At 67.6% G+C, this 18,482-nt stretch carries 19 protein-coding genes and 1 other RNA gene; 13 read left to right on the top strand and 7 right to left on the bottom strand.

The features are described from left to right. Positions 1-9 precede the first annotated feature (9 nt). Complete coding sequence (locus GJV80_RS12160) at positions 10-228, top strand: PLDc N-terminal domain-containing protein (RefSeq protein ID WP_154688125.1); 219 nt, start codon at positions 10-12, stop codon at positions 226-228. A gap of 49 nt (positions 229-277) precedes the next feature. Here the strand turns inward: GJV80_RS12160 and GJV80_RS12155 are convergent, their stop codons facing one another. Beyond that, positions 278-958: an O-methyltransferase gene (locus GJV80_RS12155; RefSeq protein WP_230207613.1), complete on the bottom strand. Its 681-nt coding sequence runs from the start codon at positions 956-958 to the stop codon at positions 278-280. A 61-nt stretch (positions 959-1,019) separates the two neighbouring features. Here GJV80_RS12155 and GJV80_RS12150 point away from each other — a divergent pair, with 61 nt between their 5' ends. The 6 genes from GJV80_RS12150 to GJV80_RS12125 all read left to right on the top strand — a co-directional run bounded on the left by GJV80_RS12150 (position 1,020) and on the right by GJV80_RS12125 (position 6,345). Continuing rightward, positions 1,020-1,241, top strand: coding sequence for a biotin/lipoyl-binding carrier protein (locus GJV80_RS12150; RefSeq protein ID WP_154688123.1), 222 nt, complete (start codon positions 1,020-1,022; stop codon positions 1,239-1,241). A gap of 12 nt (positions 1,242-1,253) precedes the next feature. Then, positions 1,254-2,144 carry a 4-hydroxy-tetrahydrodipicolinate synthase gene (gene dapA, locus GJV80_RS12145; RefSeq protein WP_154688122.1) on the top strand — a complete coding sequence of 297 codons (891 nt, stop codon included), beginning with the start codon at positions 1,254-1,256 and terminating at the stop codon, positions 2,142-2,144. A gap of 195 nt (positions 2,145-2,339) precedes the next feature. Further along, entirely contained in the window at positions 2,340-2,963 is a 624-nt protein-coding gene (gene sigE / locus GJV80_RS12140) for an RNA polymerase sigma factor SigE (RefSeq protein ID WP_230207612.1), read from the top strand. Further along, complete coding sequence (locus GJV80_RS12135) at positions 2,960-4,465, top strand: zf-HC2 domain-containing protein (RefSeq protein WP_154688121.1); 1,506 nt, start codon at positions 2,960-2,962, stop codon at positions 4,463-4,465. The genes sigE and GJV80_RS12135 overlap by 4 nt, the downstream gene beginning before the upstream one ends. A 2-nt stretch (positions 4,466-4,467) precedes the next feature. Next, complete coding sequence (locus GJV80_RS12130) at positions 4,468-5,883, top strand: S1C family serine protease (protein WP_154688120.1); 1,416 nt, start codon at positions 4,468-4,470, stop codon at positions 5,881-5,883. A gap of 9 nt (positions 5,884-5,892) precedes the next feature. Continuing rightward, positions 5,893-6,345 carry a sec-independent translocase gene (locus GJV80_RS12125; RefSeq protein WP_154688119.1) on the top strand — a complete coding sequence of 151 codons (453 nt, stop codon included), beginning with the start codon at positions 5,893-5,895 and terminating at the stop codon, positions 6,343-6,345. 54 nt (positions 6,346-6,399) lie between these two features. Here the strand turns inward: GJV80_RS12125 and GJV80_RS12120 are convergent, their stop codons facing one another. The 3 genes from GJV80_RS12120 to GJV80_RS12110 form a co-directional block, all read right to left on the bottom strand. After that, entirely contained in the window at positions 6,400-7,560 is a 1,161-nt protein-coding gene (locus GJV80_RS12120) for an Mrp/NBP35 family ATP-binding protein (protein ID WP_230208407.1), read from the bottom strand. Positions 7,561-8,221: 661 nt separating this feature from the next. Next, positions 8,222-8,743, bottom strand: a complete 522-nt coding sequence (locus tag GJV80_RS12115) for a DUF1003 domain-containing protein (RefSeq protein WP_154688117.1) — start codon at positions 8,741-8,743, stop codon at positions 8,222-8,224. After that, positions 8,743-10,026: a magnesium transporter MgtE N-terminal domain-containing protein gene (locus tag GJV80_RS12110; RefSeq protein ID WP_154688116.1), complete on the bottom strand. Its 1,284-nt coding sequence runs from the start codon at positions 10,024-10,026 to the stop codon at positions 8,743-8,745. The genes GJV80_RS12115 and GJV80_RS12110 overlap by 1 nt, the downstream gene beginning before the upstream one ends. 197 nt (positions 10,027-10,223) lie before the next feature. Here GJV80_RS12110 and GJV80_RS12105 point away from each other — a divergent pair, with 197 nt between their 5' ends. Together GJV80_RS12105 and GJV80_RS12100 are read left to right on the top strand one after the other, a co-directional pair. Then, complete coding sequence (locus GJV80_RS12105) at positions 10,224-10,916, top strand: VOC family protein (protein WP_154688115.1); 693 nt, start codon at positions 10,224-10,226, stop codon at positions 10,914-10,916. Between the two features lie 30 nt (positions 10,917-10,946). Further along, positions 10,947-11,465, top strand: coding sequence for a general stress protein (locus GJV80_RS12100; RefSeq protein WP_154688114.1), 519 nt, complete (start codon positions 10,947-10,949; stop codon positions 11,463-11,465). 35 nt (positions 11,466-11,500) lie between these two features. On the opposite strand, the gene GJV80_RS12095 is transcribed toward GJV80_RS12100, so the two are convergent. Beyond that, positions 11,501-12,601, bottom strand: coding sequence for a magnesium and cobalt transport protein CorA (locus GJV80_RS12095; protein ID WP_154688113.1), 1,101 nt, complete (start codon positions 12,599-12,601; stop codon positions 11,501-11,503). Between the two features lie 7 nt (positions 12,602-12,608). Then, the gene (locus GJV80_RS12090; RefSeq protein ID WP_154688112.1) at positions 12,609-14,087 is read right to left on the bottom strand and encodes an aminopeptidase P family protein; all 1,479 of its coding nucleotides are present in this window, start codon (positions 14,085-14,087) and stop codon (positions 12,609-12,611) included. A 97-nt stretch (positions 14,088-14,184) separates the two neighbouring features. Between GJV80_RS12090 and GJV80_RS12085 the strand changes: the two genes are divergently transcribed. Both GJV80_RS12085 and GJV80_RS12080 read left to right on the top strand, forming a co-directional pair. Further along, positions 14,185-15,096 carry an acyltransferase domain-containing protein gene (locus GJV80_RS12085; RefSeq protein WP_154688111.1) on the top strand — a complete coding sequence of 304 codons (912 nt, stop codon included), beginning with the start codon at positions 14,185-14,187 and terminating at the stop codon, positions 15,094-15,096. 5 nt (positions 15,097-15,101) lie between these two features. Further along, complete coding sequence (locus tag GJV80_RS12080; protein ID WP_154690222.1) at positions 15,102-15,689, top strand: histidine phosphatase family protein; 588 nt, start codon at positions 15,102-15,104, stop codon at positions 15,687-15,689. Between the two features lie 18 nt (positions 15,690-15,707). Here GJV80_RS12080 and GJV80_RS12075 read toward each other — a convergent pair whose 3' ends face one another. Further along, entirely contained in the window at positions 15,708-17,000 is a 1,293-nt protein-coding gene (locus GJV80_RS12075) for a multidrug effflux MFS transporter (protein ID WP_154688110.1), read from the bottom strand. 336 nt (positions 17,001-17,336) lie between these two features. Between GJV80_RS12075 and GJV80_RS12070 the strand changes: the two genes are divergently transcribed. Further along, positions 17,337-18,011, top strand: a complete 675-nt coding sequence (locus GJV80_RS12070) for a zinc ribbon domain-containing protein (RefSeq protein ID WP_230207611.1) — start codon at positions 17,337-17,339, stop codon at positions 18,009-18,011. Positions 18,012-18,089: 78 nt separating this feature from the next. Beyond that, an RNA gene (gene rnpB / locus GJV80_RS12065) (RNase P RNA component class A) lies at positions 18,090-18,478 on the top strand. Positions 18,479-18,482: the final 4 nt, after the last annotated feature.

Genomic DNA, 18,482 nt, shown 5'->3' with positions numbered 1-18,482 from the left:
GAGGCAGGCATGGCTGTACGGAGGATCGAACTCGACCCGCGGACCAAGAAGATCATGATCGCCGTCGGCGCCGCCGAGGCGGTCTTCAAGATCATCGCACTGGTCGATCTCGCCCGTCGGCGCCAGGCGGCGGTGCGCGGCAAGAAGATCGTCTGGGCAACGGCGATCACCACGATCAACTCGGCCGGCCTCGTACCGCTGCTCTATTTCCTGATCGGCCGCCGCTGAGCGTCACGAAAAGAACCGCGCCAGCGCTACCCAGGCGGACGCAAACAGGTCACAACTTCACCGAGATCAGCAAGCCGTCGCCGGTGGGCACCAGCGTGCTCACCAGGCCCTCGTTCTCCCGGACGTCCCGGACCGCCTGACGGATCGCCTCCGTTTCGTCGTCGTTGTTTCCCTGATCTGCGGTCCGGTTGTGCCACAACGTGTTGTCGATCACCAGCAGCCCGCCGTGCCGCAACAACCGCAACGCCTGCTCGACATACTCCGGGTATTCCAGCTTGTCGGCGTCGATCAGCACCATGTCGTAGGCGCCGTCGCTGAGCTTGGGCAGCACGTTGAGCGCCGCGCCGGCGATCAGGCGGAACCGCTGGTTGGGGATGCCGACGCTCCGGAACGCCTGGCGTGCCGCATTCTGATGTTCCGGCTCGATGTCGACCGAGGTCAGGATCCCGTCGGGCTGCATGCCGGCGAAGAGCGCGAGGCCCGACACCCCGGCACCACTGCCCACCTCGACCACGGCCCGGGCGTTGATCGCCTTGGCCAACACGGTCAGGGTGCTCGCCGCACCCCGACTGACCGGCGTTGCGCCGAACTGCTTGCCCGCCTCTCTGGCCTCGGTCGCCGCCGGGTTCTCCTCGTTGAAGAGTTCGGCGAAGGTCCAGGTGTCTCGGGTCGGGTATTCGGCACCGACCTGTGCAGCGCGCGAGCCGTACTCGCTGTCGGAGGTACTCACGCTGCTTACCCTAGCGAAAGCACCGTCGGCCACCAGCGGTCCAGGCCCTAGGATGGCGGTCATGAGCCACACCGTCACGGCCGAGCTCGTCGCCAATGTCCTCAAGGTCGAGGTCACGGTCGGCGCGACGGTGAAGGCGGCCGACCCGGTGGCGGTTCTGGAGTCGATGAAGATGGAGATCCCGGTGTTGGCCGAGGTCGACGGCGTGGTGGCCGAGGTGGTCGTGACCGCTGGTGATGTCGTGACCGAAGGTGACCCACTCGTGGTGATCGACGAGGCATAGGAGCTGATCCGCATGATCAACACCGGTGGCCCGATGTTCGGCCGGCTGCTGACCGCGATGGTCACTCCGTTCGCCGCGGACCTGACACTGGACACCGACCGCGCCATGGAGCTCGCCCGTTACCTGGTTGATGATCAAGGTAACGACGGACTGGTGGTCAGCGGCACCACGGGCGAGTCGCCGACCACCTCCGACGAGGAGAAGGCCGAGTTGCTTGCCGCGGTGGTCTCCGCGGTCGGCGACAGGGCCAGTGTGATCGCCGGTGTCGGCACCTTCAGCACCAGGCACACGATCGAGCTGTTGGCGGCCGCCCAGAACGCCGGCGCGGACGGCGCCCTGGTGGTCACCCCGTACTACAACCGGCCGCCGCAGACCGGTCTGCTGAACCACTTCCGCGCGGTCGCCGATTCTGCTGATCTGCCGTTGATGATCTACGACATCCCGGGGCGGACCGGTACTCCGGTGGAGACGGCGACCATGATCGAGATCGCCGCGCATCCCCGGATCGTCGCGGTGAAGGACGCCAAGGGCGACCTGACGGCCTCGGCGCAGGTGCTGGCGGAGACCGACCTGCTCTACTACTCCGGGGACGACGCCATGACGTTGCCGATCCTGTCGATCGGCGGGGTCGGTGTGGTGGGCACCTCGACCCATTTCAGCGGCCGCGGCACCAAACAGCTGATCCAGGCTTTCCTCGACGGCAAGAACGACGAAGCCGTACGGCTGCATCGTCAGCTCCTGCCGATCTACACCGGTGTCTTCGCCACCCAGGGCTGCATCCTGGTCAAGGCCGGGCTGGAGTTGCGGGGGCGCGGTGTCGGTGGATTGCGGTCGCCGATGGTTCCGGCGACAAACGAACAGCGCGCGGCACTGGAACGGGCCCTGATCGCAGCCGGTCTGTAGATCGCGCCGGTCTGTTTGGATCGCCGCCGGTCTGCAGATTGTGCGCGGTTTGCGGGTGGATGGAACAACGGACCGGGCCCACTCGTTGGTTCAGACAAGGCGGATGAGAGTTGTCCAAGAAAACGGGGCAGAGACTTGGGCGGTTTACCAGTGTTCTCACAGCGGTTTACCAGACTGGTTCACAAGAATTCGGACGTGACCACGATCAACCGTGAGCAGACCCCCGTCGAGCCGGTCTGGACGCCGCCGAGCTGGGACGAGGTCGTCCGGGAGCACAGTGCGCGCGTCTACCGACTCGCCTACCGCTTGACCGGGAACTCTCACGATGCCGAGGACCTGACCCAGGATGTGTTCGTCCGGGTCTTCCGGTCGCTGCACAAGTTCCAGCCCGGAACGCTGGAGGGCTGGCTGCACCGGATCACCACCAATCTCTTCCTCGACGGCGCCCGGCGGCGCAAGAAGATCCGCTTCGACGGGCTCGCCGAGGGCAGCGACGAGCGGCTGGAGGGCCGACTGCCCGCGCCCGCCGAACAACTCGCCGATGCCAGCCTCGACCACGATGTCGCTGCGGCGCTGGCCGATCTGGCGCCGGAATTCCGTGCTGCCGTCGTGCTCTGTGACATCGAGGGCATGTCCTATGACGAGATCGCCGACGTGCTCGGCGTCAAACTCGGTACGGTCCGCAGCCGGATCCACCGTGGTCGCGCGCAGCTGCGGCAGGCGCTGGCCCACCGCAGCCCCGCTGCCGGGCATGCGCGCTACTTCGGCGTCGACGCTGAGAAGGGCCATCCGATGATGGGAGCCCTGGGTACGGCGTGAAGCGGCGATCGTGTCGGGACTTCGCCGAAGCTCGTTCGGCGTACGTTGACGGTTACCTCGGCGAGGAGGAGCGGCAGGCGCTGCTCGCGCACCTGTCGGATTGTGCCGTCTGCCGTGAGGAGGTCGCGGCACTGCAGCGGCTCCGGTCGCTGCTCACCGACACCGGCCGTCAGACCGGGGCTCCGGTCCCCGACGAACTGACCCACCGGCTGGCCGCGATCGCCCGGTCCGATGCTGCAACAGACCGTGACAGGCCGCGCATGGTGGGCACCCGGGCAGTCCCACTGGCCGGCGTCGCCCTGCTGCTGGTCCTGATCGCGGGAGTCGGATACGCCGCGGCCCCGGCGGACGGCAGACGCGACGCCATCGCCGATCCGACGGCGGCGGTCCGCACCGATTTCTCGGCCGCACTGGCGCAGCTTCCACTGACCAGCACCGCCGTTGCGGCGGCGCTGACCGTCGATCCGCTGCGGTTGGGGGCGACCAGCCCCGAACTCGATGACGAGCCGACGATGACCGGGCCCCGGCTCGACCACCGGCAGGTCGACCACCTGCTGCATAGCGCCGCGTGGGCATCGGCGCGGGTTCCGTACTCCGGGGTTCAACAGGTGGTGGCCCCGCGCGACGACCGCACCACCGCCGCGGAGGTGGCGGTCGACTTCACCCCCGCCGACGGTAGCCAGGTCACCATCCGGACTCTCGACGGCGAGCAGGTGGCCGGCGGCCTGGTACCCACCCCGGCCGCCTCCCGCATCGCAGGCAACAACCTGATCTCCGCTCTCGCCTCCGGTTACCGGCTCACCGGCATCGCCGGCGGTACCGCGGCCGGCAGGCCGGTGGCCCTGGTGCAGGCCTGGGCGAGGGACGCGACCGTCGACAAGCCGGCCGCCGCCTGGTGGATCGACACCGACACCGGTCTGGTGGTCCGCCAGCAGCTCTATGACCACACCGGCCGGCTGGTGCTCTCGGCGCGCTACAGCAGCCTGAGCATCGGGGCGCCGGCCACCACCGGGGTCGCCCGGACGCCGGCCCGGCGCGAGTTGACCACCTCAGCCGCCCTGCTCACCCGGCCGTTGACGACGGCGACCTTCACCACCGCGAGCGCCGGGTCGCTGTCCAGCCAGGGCTGGTTCTGCCACGCCCGACTCGCCGGCCTGAAACTGGTGCGGCTGCGTGCCGACGCCCCCGGAGAACCCGGCGTGTTGCACATGGTCTACACCGACGGCCTGTCAACGGTCAGTGTCTTCGAACGCCGGGGACGGCTGGTCGATCCACCGTCCGCGTCGACCTGGGACCCGACCCTTGATGCTTACCGGACCGATGCCATGGTGAATGTGGCGACCTGGCAGTCCGGGCACGCCGTCTTCACCGTTGCCACGGACGGGCCCACCGCTCTGCGGGACGAAATGGTCCGCGCGCTGCCGCACGACACGGTGCCCGGTCCAACTACGATGAGCCGCATCCAGGCGGGCTGGTCCCGCATCCTGCACGCGTTGGGATAGCCATGTCCGAGAGCACCGGGCCGGAGAACGGCGACTCCCTCGGCCCGGCTTCCTACCCGACGCCGACCCGCCTGCCTCCCGATTACTCCGAGCCGCCGCGGTTCGTCCCGGATTTCCGGTCCCCGTACGCCGATCGACCGTTCCGGCCGAGCCAGCCGATGCCCGGACCCGACCAGCCGTACCCGTACGACCAGCGATCCCTGCAACCCGGCGCGCCCTTCCAACTCGGCCACCCCGGCCATCCTGCGCAACCTGGCCAACCGGTGCTGCAGTCCGGGCGTCCGGCGGGTAAGGCGATTGGGGGCGTACTCATCGCAGCGGCGCTGCTTGCGGTCGTCGTGGGTGGCGGCGCCGGATATCTGGGTGCCCGACTCGGCGGATCGGCCGCACCCGACGCCGGCACACCGGCGGCGACGTCACCGGTCACCACCTCACCAGGCACGGCTCCCGGTCCGGCATCGGTTCCGCAGCACGCTGCCACGCCGGTCCCGCCGACGCGGGGAAGCGCCGACGCGGTGACCATCGCGGAACGGACGCTGCCGAGCACCGTCACCATCCGGGTGACCGTCGGCGACGAGGGTGAGCTCGGGTCAGGTTTCGTGCTCGATCACCACGGCCGGATCATGACCAACAACCACGTCGTCGCCGATGCTGCGCGCGGTGGCTCGATCATGGTGTCCTTCTCCGACGGTCACCGGTCGCGAGCCGAGATTCTCGGCCGCAGCCCGAGCTACGACCTGGCCGTCATCCAGGTCGCCAACCACCGCAAGCTGCATCCCGCCGACCTCGGCGACTCCGGCCGGACCAAGGTCGGCGAGGCCGCGATCGCGATCGGCTCGCCGCTCGGCCTGGGCGGCACCGTCACCGAGGGCATCGTGTCGGCCATCAACCGGCCCGTCGCCGTCGGCGACGCCAACTCGACCGACGGCCAGGCCTATCTCAACGCCATCCAGACCGACGCGCCGATCAACCATGGCAACTCCGGTGGGCCGCTGGTCAACGGCGCAGGAGAGGTGATCGGCGTCAACTCCGCGATCCTCACCGGATCGTCGGGGGGACAGCAGTCGGGAAACATCGGCATCGGCTTCGCGATCCCGATCAACCAGGCCAGGCAGATCGGTGACCTGTTGATCCAGGACGGGCACGCGACGTACCCGGTGATCAACGCCACGGTGACCAGCAACGGCTCCGGCAGCGGGGTGACCCTGTCGACCGTGACACCCGGTGGCGCGGCCGACAAGGCCGGCCTGCGGTCAGACGACGTCATCACCGCCGTCAACGGCCACCCGGTGGGCGAGACCGAGGACCTGATCGTGGCCATCCGCAACCACCGGCCGGGCGACGTCGTGACGCTGGAATTTGAGCGGAACGGTAACAGTCACACCGCCGACGTCCGGCTGGGTTCGAAACGAGGCTAACCTTCTTCCATGTTTGATATGGGGGCGCCGGAGCTGCTGGTGCTTGGGATCCTCGCGATCATCGTTTTCGGTCCGGACAAATTGCCCGGAATCGCCCGGAAAGCGGCCAAGGCGATCAGCTACGTCCGCCAGATGGCCGGCAACGCGCAGACCCAGTTGAAGAGCGAGCTGGGCCCCGAGTTCGACGACCTCGACTTCCGGGACCTGAACCCCAAGGCGTTCGTCCAGAAGCACCTCTTCAGTGATGTCGAGCCGCTGGTCACCGACATGAAGAGCGAGCTCACCGGGATCGGCACCCTGGGCAAGGCTGCCGTCTCCGAAGCGACCACGGCGATCGACGACGCCAAACGGAACGCGACGAAGAAGTCGATCACCACCGGGAACGGTGTCGTCGCCACGGTGATGCCCGCCCTGACGGCTCCGCGGCTGATCACCACGCCGTACGATCCCGACGCGACCTGACCCGCTTCGGAAGCCTGGATTGCCGGTCCCGTTCCGGCTGTGAGACGCGCTGCGTCAGTGCGCGACCGGTTGCAGGTTGAGCTTCCGCCCGGCCAGTCCGCGTCCCTTCCGGATCAGCGAGTCGGCCAGGCTCGCCAGCGCCTCCGCCGACGGCTGCCCCGGATCCGAGGTGATGATCGGTACGCCGCGGTCGCCGCCGGCGCGGAGTGTCGGATCCAGCGGCACCTGTGCCAACAGCGGGACGTCGTAGCCCAACCGGGTGCTGAGCGTCGTGGCGACCTCTTCGCCGCCGCCTGATCCGAACACGTCGTAGCTGTGCTGCTCCCCGCAGTGGGGGCAGGTCGCCACCAGGAACGACATGTTCTCCACCACGCCGATCACCCGCTGGTTGACCATCGATGCCATCGTCCCGGCACGTTCGGCGACCTCCGCCGCGGCCTGTTGTGGCGTGGTGACCACGATCACCTCGGCGTTCGGCAGTTTCTGGCCGACCGAGATCGCCACGTCGCCGGTTCCCGGTGGCAGGTCGAGCAGCAGGTAGTCCAGATCGCCCCAGTAGACATCGGCCAGCATCTGGTGCAGTGCACGGTCGAGGATCGGTCCGCGCCAGGCGACGACCTGGTCCCGGCGGGGTTTGAGCATTCCGATGCTCATCACCTTCAGCCCGTTGCTGGGAACCGGCATGATCATGTCCTCGACCGAGGTCGGCCGGGCGTCGGCGATGCCCAACATGGCCGGCACGGAGTGTCCGTAGATGTCGGCATCCAGCACACCGACGGTCTGGCCGCGCAGGGCCAGCGCCATGGCCAGGTTGACCGTCACCGACGACTTGCCGACCCCGCCCTTGCCTGAGGCGATCGCAATCACCTTGGTCAGCGAATCCGGCCGCACGAACGGGATGTCGCGCTCGGTCTGGCCGCCCTTCAGGGAGTCCCGCAGGGAGGCGCGCTGCTCGTCGCTCATCACGCCGAGACTGACCTCGACCTGCTCCACCCCCGGAACACCGGAAGCGGCGGCCGTCACGTCCCGGCGGAGGGTGTCCTTGAGCGGACACCCGGCCACCGTCAGAAGGACTTCGATGTCGGCCCTGCCGCTGTCGGAGATGTCGATCCGCTTCACCATCCCCAACTCGGTGATCGGCTTGCGGATCTCCGGGTCGTTCACCCCGGCCAACGCCTTGGTGATAGCGGTCACCAGCGGGTTCTCGGGGGTCAGCGTCTCAACATCCGGCATGTCGACCAGCCTAATCGCTCAGTTCCGACCGGCCCGCTTCCGCCCGCGCCTCGACCGTCCAGGAGGTGCGCCCCGGCCGGATCTTGCCGAAATCGCACCACGTGGTACCAAATCCGCGCCGAAGTTGGCCGGATCGGCCGAAATCGTGCCGCGTGTTACGAAGTCGACCGCCGGTCGGGGTTCGCGGGCACCCCGTCGTACCAAGCCGCCACCGGGCGCGGGCTGGCGATTTCGCAGCGCGTGTTACCGAATCCGTGCCGAAGTTGGCTGGGTCGGCCGAAATCGTGCCACGTGTTACGAATTCGACCGCCGGTCGGGGTCGCGGGCACCCCGTCGTACCAAGCCGCCACCGGGCGCGGGGGTCACGATTTCGCAGCACGTGTTACCGAATCCGCGCCGAAGTTGGCTGGATCGGCCGAAATCGTGCCACGTGTTACGAAGTCGACCGCCAGGTGTGGGGTCGCGGCCCGTCGTACGAACTCGACGCCCGGGCGCGGGGCCGACGGTTTCGCAGCGCGTGTTACCAAATCCACGCCGAGGCCGGCCGGATTGGCCGAAATGGTGCCGCGTGTTACGAATTCGACCCGGCCAGCACCCGCGCCCAGGCGCGAGGGATCGGCCGCGCGACGGCGGGTGAGGGCGATCAGGGGCGCTCGTGGCCCGCCGCCGGCTCGTCGATCTCGGCAAGGATCGACCGCAGCTCGTTGCGCAGTTCGGTGCGCAGGTAGTCGCGGGTGGCGAGGTCGCCGACCGACATCCGCAATGAGGCGATCTCGCGGGCCAGGAAATCCATGTCGGCCCGGGACTGCGCCGCCTGTTGCCGGTCCTGGTTGAGCGTGACCCGGTCTCTGGCCTCCTGGCGGTTCTGGGCGAGCAGGATCAGCGGCGCGGCATAGCTGGCCTGGGTGGAGAAGAACAGGTTGAGCAGGATGAAGGGGTACGGATCCCAGCGCAACCCGAAGAGGCCGATCAGGTTCACTGTCACCCAGATGATCACGAACAGGGTCATGTAGAGGATGAACCGTGCCGTGCCCATGAAGCGTGCGAACCCCTCGGCGAACTCGCCGAAGGTGTCGTGGGAGACCCTGATGTGCGGCACGATCGACCGTCGGACCCCACCGGGGGTGTTCAGTCGCTCGGGCTCCCGTTGGCGTGCCCGTGCCATCAGTCCACCTCCTCGGCATCGCTCATCGCGTCGAGCTGATCACCTCGCCAGTCTGCTGGAAGGACATGATCGAGTACGTCGTCGACGGTGACCGCTCCGATCAACCGGTTCTCCTTGTCCACCACCGGGGCGTTGACAAGGTTATAGGTCGCGAAGTAGCGGCTGACGTCGTGCAGATCGGCCCGGTCGGTCAGTGGCTCCAGCTCCGAATCCACCACCGCGGACACGAGTGTGGACGGCGGTTCTCTCAGCAGGCGTTGGAAGTGCACGCCACCCAGGAACCGTCCGGTCGGGGTCTCCAGCGGCGGCCGGCAGACGAAGATCATCGCGGCAAGGGCGGGGGACAGCTCCTCCTGCCGGACCAGGGCCAAGGCATCGGCGACGGTGGCGTCCGGCGGCACGATCACCGGTTCCGGAGTCATCATCCCGCCGGCGGTGAACTCCTCGTAGGTCAACAACCTGCGCAGGTCGTCGGCGTCCTCCGGTTCCATCTCGCCGAGCAGTCGCTCGGCCATCTCGTCGGGCAGTTCGTTGATCAGGTCAGCCGCGTCGTCGGCATCCATCTCCTCCAGCACTGACGCCGCCCGCTCCACGTCGAGCGCCTGGATCAGCTGCACCTGCTCGTCCTCGGGCAGTTCCTCCAAGGCATCGGCGAGTTTCTGATCATCGAGCGCTGAAGCCACTTCGGAGCGGCGTGCCGGGGTCAGATCGTGCAACTCCCGGGCGACATCGGCCGGCTTCATGTCCTCCATCTCGGCAAGCAGCTGTTCGATCGCCTGGCCATAGGAGCCGAGCATGGCGGCGATGTCGGACCACTCGACGATCATCACCTGACCCCTGCGGGTGAACGGGCGGCCGAAGCGTCCGGTCCGCGTCGCCTCCCGCAGGGCGACCTCGGAGATCTCCCAGTCGGAGGTGCGGATCTGCCGCATGGCGACGTCGAAGATCACCCACGGTCCGTTGGTCGAGGGTTGGCTGACCTGCTGATCGAACAGATCCTCCACGACCAGCGTCTCCGACTCCCGGCGGGCGAACCGGCGGGTGTTGACCACTCCCGTGGTGACGATCTGCACAGCGTCGACGTTGCGCACCCGGGCTATCGGGATGAAGATCCGGTGCCGGGCGAACAGCTCGACCACCAGCCCTTTGACGCGCGGCGGTCTGCTCAACGTACGTTCGGAAATCACGACGTCGCGCAGCTTGCCGATCGTGTCCCCTGCGTCGTCGAGGATCGGCAATCCACGAATCCTCGAAATGAACACCGAAGAAGTGGACCCGTTCACGCGGTGAGACTAGCGCGTCCGATGACCGGAACGGTCATCTGATTCGGTGAACATCGCGCCCTGAACACCGCTCCACTGCGGCAACTGACCGGGAAGGCCGGGCCGAGGAGACCGTGCCGCCTCGTCCAGCGCGGTGCCGAACCCGGAGCTGTTCCGGTTGGCCGGAGGTCACGGTCTCAACGCTACGCTGTGGCGGCATGGGCACCGATGGCGAGACATCAGCATCCACCCCGGCGTTCAAGGATGTCGTGATCGACGCCACCGACGGGCAGCGGATGGCCGACTTCTGGGCCGCGGCGATCGGCCTGGAAGCCCGGCCGAACGGGACCGGCGGTGACGCCGCGCTCAACGGATCCCGGCCGGTACACACCGTGTGGGTCAACCAGGTGCCGGAGCCGCGAACCGTCAAACAGCGCGTGCACCTGGACCTGCTGACCTCCGACATCGAGGAGTTGATCAAGCTCGGCGCGAGCGTCTCGACCAGGTACGAGCGCTGGACCGTGATGCTCGACCCGGAGGGTGGCGAGTTCTGCGCCTTCGCCCGCGAGCCGGCGAGGCTGCCGGACTATCGGATGTACGAACTGGTCGTCGACTCCGCCGATCCGGAGTCGATCTGCCGTTGGTGGGGCGAGCGATTCGATCTTGAACCTCGGCACGACGCGGACGATCCGTGGTGGTGGCTGGAGGGCGGATCGCTGCCCTGGCCCTGGGTCTTCAACCCGGTGCCGGAGCCCAAGACGGTGAAGAACCGGCTGCACTGGGACGTCTGGGGGAGGACGGAGGACTACCTCGCGGCGGGCGCGGCCCTGCTGCGCGGCCGCGACGACGAAATCAGCTGGGACGTGCTCTCCGACCCCGAAGGTAACGAATTCTGCGTGTTCGCACGGTAGCGTGGAATCTAGATTGGAGGGCAGCGTCAGATGTCACTATCCAACCCCGGGTTCGGCCGCCCGAACATGAGTTCGCTCTTCGAGCTGGAGTTCCCGCAATCGGTCGGGTTGTACAACAGTTACCAGGATGCGCAGAAGGCCGTGGACTACCTCGCCGACAACAAGTTCGAGGTGCAGAATTTGGCGATCGTCGGCACCGAGTTGAAGCAGGTCGAGCGGGTACTCGGCCGGCGCAGCTGGGGAACGGTGATCGGCCAGGGCGTGCAGTCCGGCCTGACCACCGGTGTGGTCGTCGGCTTCGTGATGTTGCTCTTCGCACCGGTGCGCAACTTCGTGGCGTTGATCCTGGTCGCGCTCGGCATCGGCATCGTGCTCGGTGTCGGGTTCCAGGCACTGGGATATGCGATGACCCGCGGGCGGCGCGACTTCACCTCGATCACCCAGGTGGTGGCCACCAAGTACGAGGTGCTCTGCGAGCATAAGGTGGCGGCCAAGGCTCGGGAGATGCTGCAACAGATGCCCGGCGCCCGGGCCGCGTACTTCCAGTAGTTCCTGCAACCCTGATCAGCCGCTGTAACCAACTGTTACAACCAGCGGTTGCGTTTGAAGCCGACGTAGATCGCCAGCATCACGGCACCGATCAGGGCCATGAAGATCCAGAAGTGCCACGGGCCGTGGCTCCACGGCAACGGGACGAAGTTCATTCCGTAGATCCCGGCCAGCGCGGTCGGCGCGGCGATCATCGCCGCCCAGGCCGCCAGTCGGCGCATGTCCTGGTTGTCGCTCACCGACAGCCTGGCCAGGGCGGCCTGCATGATCGAGGTCAGCACCTCGTCGTAGGAGGAGACGGCTTCGGCCGCGGCAATGTGATGATCATGGAGTTCCCGGAAGTAGGCCTGCGCCTCGGCCGGGATCATCGCGTACTCCCGGGTGGCAAGCCGCTGCAGCGGTTGGGCGAGCGGCACGACCGACCGTTTGAACTCGATCAGCTCGCGCTTGAGTTGGTAGACGTTGCTGATCTTGCGCTCGCCGTCCTCGGCGAAGACCATCGCCTCCACCTCGTCGACATCGGCCTCGAACTCGCCGACCACTTCGAGATAGTCGTCGATGATCATGTCCGCGATCGAGTAGAGCACGGTCCAGGTGCCCTGGGCGAGTCGTTGCGGATCTGCTTCCAGCCTCCGGCGGATGTTGCCCAGGGGGGCGTGTTCACCCTTGCGCACCGTGATCACGAAATGCTCGCTGAGGAAGATCATCACCTGTCCGGTCGAGACGATCTCCGCGGCGTCGCTGATCTGTTCATGTTCCACATAGGCGACGGTGGAGATGACGACGAACAGGTCGGCACCGAAGATCTCCATCTTCGACCGGGTGTGGCCCTCGACCGCATCCTCGATCGCCAGCGGGTGCAGGTCGAACTGCTGGGGGAGCGCATGCAGGTCGGCGTCGGTAGGATCCTTCAAGCCGAGCCAGACGAAGCCCTGCTTCTCGGCGACCGCCCGGCCGGCGGCTGCCGCAACATCGGTGGCCTGCTGTCGGATGCCGTCGACGTACCATCCCCAGTCGACGACCGAACTGGGCGTTGGCCCGGAAGGTCCCGCCGTGCTCTGCGGTGGATTCCTGCGCCCCAGCACACTCAACGACAGGTAGCGGTCGCGGCTGGACTGACGAGGCTTGGGGCTCATCAGCGGATCAGTTCTTCAGCAGTTTCGCCATCCACGCCTCGACCTCGTCGGCACTTCGCGGCAGTGCGGCGGACAGGTTCTCGTTGCCTTCCTCGGTGATCAGGATGTCGTCCTCGATCCGTACGCCGATGCCGCGCAATTCCTCCGGCACCAGTAGATCGTCGCTCTTGAAGTAGATGCCCGGCTCAACGGTGATCACCATTCCCGGCGCCAGCGTGCCCTCCCGGTAGTTCTCCCGTCGGGCCTGGGCGCAGTCGTGGACGTCGATGCCCAGGTGGTGGGACGTACCGTGCACCATCCAGCGCCGGTGTTGGCCGCCCTCGTCGGACAGCGACTCCTCGGCGCTGACCGGCAGGATGCCCCACTCGGCCAGGTGCCGGGCGATCACGGCGATCGCCGCCTGGTGCACTTCGGAGAACTTGTTACCTGCCTTGGCGGCGTCGATACCGGCCTGCTGGGCCTCGAGCACTGCCTGGTACACCTTGCGCTGGGCGTCGGTGAAGGTGCCGTTGACCGGCAGGGTGCGGGTGACGTCGGCGGTGTACAGGGTGTCGATCTCGACTCCTGCGTCGATCAGGATCAGGTCACCCTCCCGCAGGTCGCCGTCGTTACGGATCCAGTGCAGGGTGTTGGCGTGATCACCGGACGCGGCGATGCTGTCGTAGCCGACCGCGTTGCCGACGTGGCGGGCGTGCAGGCCGAAGATGCCTTCCACCCAGCGTTCGCCCCGTCCCCGGCGAACCGCTTCGGGGAACTGCTTGACCACCTCGGCGAACGCCTCAGCAGTACGCGCACAGGCCTCCCGCAACTGGTCGGCCTCGAACTCGTCCTTGATCAACCGAAGCTCGCTGAGGAGCACCTCGAGCTCCTGGTCGGCCTCGGCCGCCTGCTCGGCATCGACGGCGTTCTGCGAGCGAATTCTGTCCACCAGTTCGGCGATCGCCCGGTCGGCCGAGCGCAACAGCCGGATCGCCGTCTGGTCGGCGTTCTTGGAAAGAGCATCCTCGAGTTCCTCGATGGGCACGCAGCGCAGCGCCGACAGGGCCGCCATCTCCTCCAGCGTCTCCCGCTTGCCGACCCACATCTCCCCGTACCGGGCGTTGGCGTAGAACTCCTCGGATTCTCGCGGCGCCCGAGGTTTGAAGTACAGCGTCGCCTCGTGTCCGCTGTCGGTCGGCTCGAGCACCAACACGGCGTCCGGTTCCTTGTCGGTGCCAAGACCGGTCAGATGGGCGAACGCCGAATGCGGCCGGAAGCGGTAGTCGGTGTCGTTGGACCGGACGACCAGACCGCCGGCCGGGACCACGATGCGCTCGCCGGGGTAGGCGGCGCCGACCTTGTCCCGACGCGACGGTGCGTACGCCGTCGCCGGCAGCGGGTCGGGCAGTTCACCCGACCCGGAGGCCCAATCGGTTCCGATGAAGGCGCGGAAGGCCTCGGAGAACGGAGTCTGGCGATTGGGGAGGTCCGGCTGCTTCTCGCTCATGAGGGAATTGTTGCACCGCGGGCCGCACGATCTTCGGTTCCCTCTCGTGGGGTGGGTCCACTCGTCCTGGCACCGGCGCCCGCCGTAAGGTTCACTCGTGGCCCTGACCCGTGTAGCCGACCGACTGTCCGCCGTCGATGACCAGAACCTGACCCGGCTCGGCTTCCACGCCGACGACCGGCGCGACGTTGCGCTGGCGATCCGGCGCGCGCTCGGCGAGCCGGCGGTGCTCGCCCGCGTCCAGCTGGTCGCCGACCAGTTGGGCCGGCAGATCGGGAAGTTCGAAGGAAACACCGATCCGTTCGCGATCCCGAACGACTTCGACGAGCTGGATCCCGAAGTGCTGGACAAGGAGTGGGGCGTCGGGATCCTGCCGCTGCTCGCGTTGCTGGCGACTGCCGACGACGTCGCCGCGTTCCACGCCGCTCGGGGCATCGATCCTGCCATATCGACGGCGAGCCTGTCCGATCTCGGTCAGCAGGCATGGGTGCATCGCCGTACGTTCGACGGTTTCGGCCTGCATACCTACGGCTGGATGCGGATCGCCTGGTCGGGTGCTCTCTACTGGCTCGGTCGCCTGCAGTTCAACCTGACTCGCTATCAGGACGAGTGGGTGGTATCCACCCACATCCCCGAGTCGGGTCCACTCACTCCGCAGGCCTGCGCCGATTCCTTCCGGCGGGCCCGGGCGTTCTTCGCCGAGCACTTCCCGGAGCATCCGACGACGCGATTCCACTGTGATTCCTGGCTGCTCGACCCGCAGTTGGTCGACGTCCTGGAGCCCGGTTCGAACATGGTGAAGTTCCAGCAGTTGTGGCAGCTCGACGGACGCCAGCGAGACGGCGACGGCGACGCCCTCTTCTTCGTCTTCCGACGTCGCGGCGAAGTGGACGTCGACACTCTTCCGCAGGACACCTCGCTGCAGCGGGCGATCGTGGCGAAGATCCGGTCGGGCGGACATTGGCACGTCTGCGCGGGGACCTTCGACCAGGACCGTTTCGCCGGGTGAGCGAGATGACCGAGCTGTATCTGGTCCGCCACGGTGAGACCGAGTGGAGCCGCAGCGGGCAACACACCTCGGTCACTGATCTGCCGCTCACCGACGCCGGTCGGCAACAGGCAGAGTCGTTGCAGGGGGAGTTGCATCCGGGAGATTTCGGGCTGGTGCTGTCCAGCCCGCGGCTCCGCGCCGTCGATTCGGCCCGGTTGGCCGGCTTCACCGGTGATCATGAACCGGAGCCGAGCCAGGACCTGGTGGAATGGGCGTACGGCGACTACGAGGGTCTGACCAGCGATGAGATCCGCGAGCGGGATCCGAACTGGGACCTTTGGCGTGACGGCTGCCCGGACGGCGAGTCGCCGGCTCAGGTCGTCGAGCGACTGGAGCGGGTCATCAGCCGGGTCCGCGATTCGGGTGTCGGGCGGGTGATCGCCTTCGGTCACGGACACGCCCTGAGAGCGCTCACCCTGCGTTGGCTCGACCTTGACCTGACCCTCGGGGAGCGCTTCCCGCTGCAGACCGCGACCGTCTCCGTTCTTGGCTGGGCGAAGGGCGAGCCGGCACTGCTCCGCTGGAACGCATCGGTCCAACAGGCCGGGTGAGCCGGCAGGACTGGCCGGTCAGGCCGACGGGTGGCTTCGCGGCAGGTCGACGGTCGGCAGCGCCAGTTGCTCCTCCAACAACCGACGCTGGTAGCGGCGGGCCGGGATCAACAGTCCCGCGGCCAGCGCCGTGGCGCAGAAGAGGATTCCGGCCAGCGGCAGCGCCGTACCGTTGTTCAGCGCCCCGACCAGCGGCGTGGTCACCCCGCCCATCAGGAACTGCGCCGAGCCGAGCAGCGCGGACGCCGTGCCGGCGGCCTCACCATGCCGGGACAGGGCGATCGCCGCGGCGTTGGGCGACGCCACCCCGCACGCCGCCAGCAGCAGCCAGATCGAGATCATGAATCCTGGCAGTCCAAGGCCGAGCACCGCCGTGCCCACCATGCCGAGCGCGGACAGCACGCCGACGGTCACGGCACCGGTCAGCACCCGTTCCGGTCCGAACCGGTTGGTCAACAGCGGATTGAGCTGGGCGAAGATGATCAAGCCGGCAGCGTTCACCGCGAAGACGATCCCGAACGCGCTTGGGCTCAGGCCGTAGATCCGCTGCAGCACGAACGGGGATCCGCCGACGTAGGCGATCAGCGCGGCGAACATCAGCGCCGCGACGCCGACCATGATCAGGTAACTGCGGTCCCGGAACAGCACGGCGTACGCCGACAGCCAGCGGACCGGTTCGGCGGGAGTTCGGCGGACCGGTGGCAGGGTCTCGGGCAGGGCGATGATCGCCACGGTCATGCTCAGCAGGGCGAAACCGGCCAGGACGACGAATATGCCCTGCCAGTCGGTGAGGGCGAGCAGCGCACTGCCGATGCTCGGCGCCAGGATCGGCGAGACACCGGTGACCAGCACCAGCCTGGAGAGCAGCTGGGCGGCCTTCACCCCGGCGAACAGGTCACGGACGATGGCCATCACGACCACGGCGACTGCAGCACCTGCCAGGCCCTGGACAGTGCGGGCGATGATCAACATTTCGATGCTCGGCGCGAGCGCGCAGAGCAGCGACATCAGGGAGTGTCCGGCCAGCCCGATGATCAACGGCCGGCGCCGGCCGACCGAGTCCGACAGCGGCCCGATGAGAAGCTGTCCCAGACCGAGCCCGGCCATCAGCCCGGTCATGGTCAGCTGCGCTGCGGCGTCGCTGGCGTGTAGCTCGTCCGACAAGGCGGGAAGTGCCGGCAGGTAGGTGTCGACGGTCAGCGGGCCGATGGCGGTGAGGACGCCAAGCAGCAGGACGAGATAGACGTACCGTTTGCCGACGTAGCGGTCGCCGGAGACGTGGACGGATGTGGGCGCAGCAGCGCTGGACATGGCGGTCCTCGAGCAGGAAATGACGTACAGGGAGGCCGGTCACGACGGCGTGACCTGAAGGGAAGCGAAGTACCGGCCTGGTCGAAGACCGCCCCGGGACCAACCCGCAGTTCCGCGAATTCATTCCCCGATGCGTCGGAAGTTCCGGCATTGATCATGATGCCCTATGACCCGACGTCGGTCGAGCCGGCGTCTCGCAGTGCGGAGCACTGATCCGCGAGTACGCTCTGCAGAACAAATCCACACCAGAAGGGGGAGGGCGGACTCATCAAAGCCGACCACGCGACCCAGCTCCGGCTGCTCGACCTGCAGGCGGTCGACACCGCGATCGCCCAGTTGCGGCACCGCCGGGCGAACCTTCCCGAACACGCCCAGCTGGCCAAGCTCGAGGACGAACGGGCCGCAGCAGCTGCGGACCTGGTGGCCGCAGAGACCCGGGTATCCGATCTTGAGTTGGCCCAGCGCCAGGCGGAGACGGATCTGGAACCGGTTCGGCAGCGCCGGGTTCGCAACCAGCGGCGGATCGACGACGGCTCGGTGGGAGACGCCAAGGCGTTGGCCGGGCTGGTGGAGGAGATCCAGCACCTGGAACGCCGGATCAGTGATCTTGAGGACGCCGAGCTGGAGGTGATGGAGCAACTGGAGAACGCATCGGCCGAACGCGATGATCTTGCGGCGCGGGATGCCGAATTCCAGGGCCGGATCACCGAGGTCGTCGCGCGCCGCGACGAGCAGGTCGCCGCCATCGAGAGGCAGTGGCGGGCGAAGGCGGAGGAGCGGGCTGGGATCGCCGCCGATCTGCCTGCGCCGCTGATCGCGACCTACGACAAGTTGCGCAGCAGCCACGGCGGCGTCGGTGCCGCGGAGTTGCGCAACCGGCGCTGCACGGGCTGCCAACTCGAGGTCAATGCCGCCGACCTGCGGACCTTCGCCGCGGCGCCCGAGGACGAGGTGTTGCGCTGCGAGGAATGCGGCCGGATCCTGGTCCGGACGATCAACTCCGGCCTGTGACGGCCGCACGACTTCGGTGAGGCCGGCCCGCGCGACATTGGCCGCTACGCCACCGACGGCCTAGGATGGAACGTTGGGTGAGTCGGCCAGGCGATCGCGGTACCGGGATGACCGGTATCGAGGAAAGTCCGGACTCCACAGAGCAGGGTGGTGGGTAACGCCCACCCGGGGTGACCCGCGGGACAGTGCCACAGAAAGCAAACCGCCCACGCGCAGCGTGGGTAAGGGTGAAACGGTGGTGTAAGAGACCACCAGCGTTCCAGGTGACTGGAGCGGCTCGGTAAACCCCACCCGGAGCAAGATCAAGAAGGAGGCGCTCGCGCTTCCGCGGGAACCGATCGAGGGTTGCTCGCCCGAGGTTCCCGGGTAGATCGCACCAGGCCGCCGGCAACGGTGGTCGCAGATGGATGATCGCCGCCCGGCGTTCACGCCGGGCACAGAATCCGGCTTATCGGCCGGCTCACCCCTCGC

Origin of the sequence: Microlunatus sp. Gsoil 973 (genome assembly GCF_009707365.1) — a bacterium.
GTDB lineage: Bacteria > Actinomycetota > Actinomycetes > Propionibacteriales > Propionibacteriaceae > Microlunatus.
The sequence above is the reverse complement of the archived record's forward strand: the minus strand, read 5'-3'. Positions and strand labels throughout refer to the sequence as shown.

What these genes read in the sequence shown, in the direction of transcription:
- GJV80_RS12125 (WP_154688119.1), top strand. Translation starts at nt 5,893, where the DNA reads ATGTTTGATATGGGGGCGCCGGAGCTGCTGGTGCTTGGGATCCTCGCG.
- GJV80_RS12080 (WP_154690222.1), top strand. Translation starts at nt 15,102, where the DNA reads ATGACCGAGCTGTATCTGGTCCGCCACGGTGAGACCGAGTGGAGCCGC.
- GJV80_RS12090 (WP_154688112.1), bottom strand. Translation starts at nt 14,087, where the DNA reads ATGAGCGAGAAGCAGCCGGACCTCCCCAATCGCCAGACTCCGTTCTCC.
- GJV80_RS12075 (WP_154688110.1), bottom strand. Translation starts at nt 17,000, where the DNA reads ATGTCCAGCGCTGCTGCGCCCACATCCGTCCACGTCTCCGGCGACCGC.
- dapA (WP_154688122.1), top strand. Translation starts at nt 1,254, where the DNA reads ATGATCAACACCGGTGGCCCGATGTTCGGCCGGCTGCTGACCGCGATG.
- GJV80_RS12095 (WP_154688113.1), bottom strand. Translation starts at nt 12,601, where the DNA reads ATGAGCCCCAAGCCTCGTCAGTCCAGCCGCGACCGCTACCTGTCGTTG.
- GJV80_RS12150 (WP_154688123.1), top strand. Translation starts at nt 1,020, where the DNA reads ATGAGCCACACCGTCACGGCCGAGCTCGTCGCCAATGTCCTCAAGGTC.
- GJV80_RS12160 (WP_154688125.1), top strand. Translation starts at nt 10, where the DNA reads ATGGCTGTACGGAGGATCGAACTCGACCCGCGGACCAAGAAGATCATG.
- GJV80_RS12130 (WP_154688120.1), top strand. Translation starts at nt 4,468, where the DNA reads ATGTCCGAGAGCACCGGGCCGGAGAACGGCGACTCCCTCGGCCCGGCT.
- GJV80_RS12100 (WP_154688114.1), top strand. Translation starts at nt 10,947, where the DNA reads ATGTCACTATCCAACCCCGGGTTCGGCCGCCCGAACATGAGTTCGCTC.
- GJV80_RS12115 (WP_154688117.1), bottom strand. Translation starts at nt 8,743, where the DNA reads ATGGCACGGGCACGCCAACGGGAGCCCGAGCGACTGAACACCCCCGGT.
- GJV80_RS12105 (WP_154688115.1), top strand. Translation starts at nt 10,224, where the DNA reads ATGGGCACCGATGGCGAGACATCAGCATCCACCCCGGCGTTCAAGGAT.